The sequence below is a fragment of the Mesorhizobium sp. M7A.F.Ca.US.014.04.1.1 genome (genome assembly GCF_003998745.1).
In the GTDB taxonomy this organism is placed as follows: Bacteria; Pseudomonadota; Alphaproteobacteria; order Rhizobiales; family Rhizobiaceae; genus Mesorhizobium; species Mesorhizobium ciceri.
Genome location: NZ_RZRW01001404.1, coordinates 1 through 526 on the forward strand (window position 1 = coordinate 1; position 526 = coordinate 526).

General features: G+C 69.4%; 1 protein-coding gene. It reads left to right on the forward strand.

The genetic code is table 11. The features are described from left to right. Window positions 1-10: 10 nt before the first annotated feature. Window positions 11-526: glycosyltransferase family A protein (locus EOA22_RS36790; protein ID WP_164756343.1), on the forward strand; the 516-nt coding region annotated here is incomplete at its 3' end.

Genomic DNA, 526 nt, shown 5'->3' on the forward strand with positions numbered 1-526 from the left:
CAACCAACCCCTGCAGCGCGATCGTTCGACGGCGCTTGGCCCCGCCCCGGCCGGTCCCCGCCCGGAACGAGCGGCGCCGGAAGTCAGCTTCATCATCTGCACGCGCAACCGCGTCGCCGTGCTCGATGCCTGCATCAAGTCGGTGCAAGCCGCATGCCGCGCACATGCCGGCTTCGCCGCCGAACTCGTGGTCGTCGACAACGGTTCGAGCGACCGCACGGCCGAACGCCTGGCCAGCATCGCGGCTGCGTCGGACATTCCGTTCACGCCCGTTTGCGAGCCGCGCCCCGGATTGGCGGCTGCGCGCAACGCCGGGCTGAGGCGCGCGCGCGGCCGTGTGCTGGTCTTCGTCGACGACGACTGCGCGCTCCATCGCGACTATCTGCGCGATCTGGAGCGACACTATGCGTCCGGGGAACAATGGCTCATCCGGGGCGGCCGTGTCGAGCTTGGCGATGCCAGGGATTTGCCGTTCACCATCAAGCGGTCGTGGGCGCGCGAGCGGCTGACGCCAGATGTTCATCCC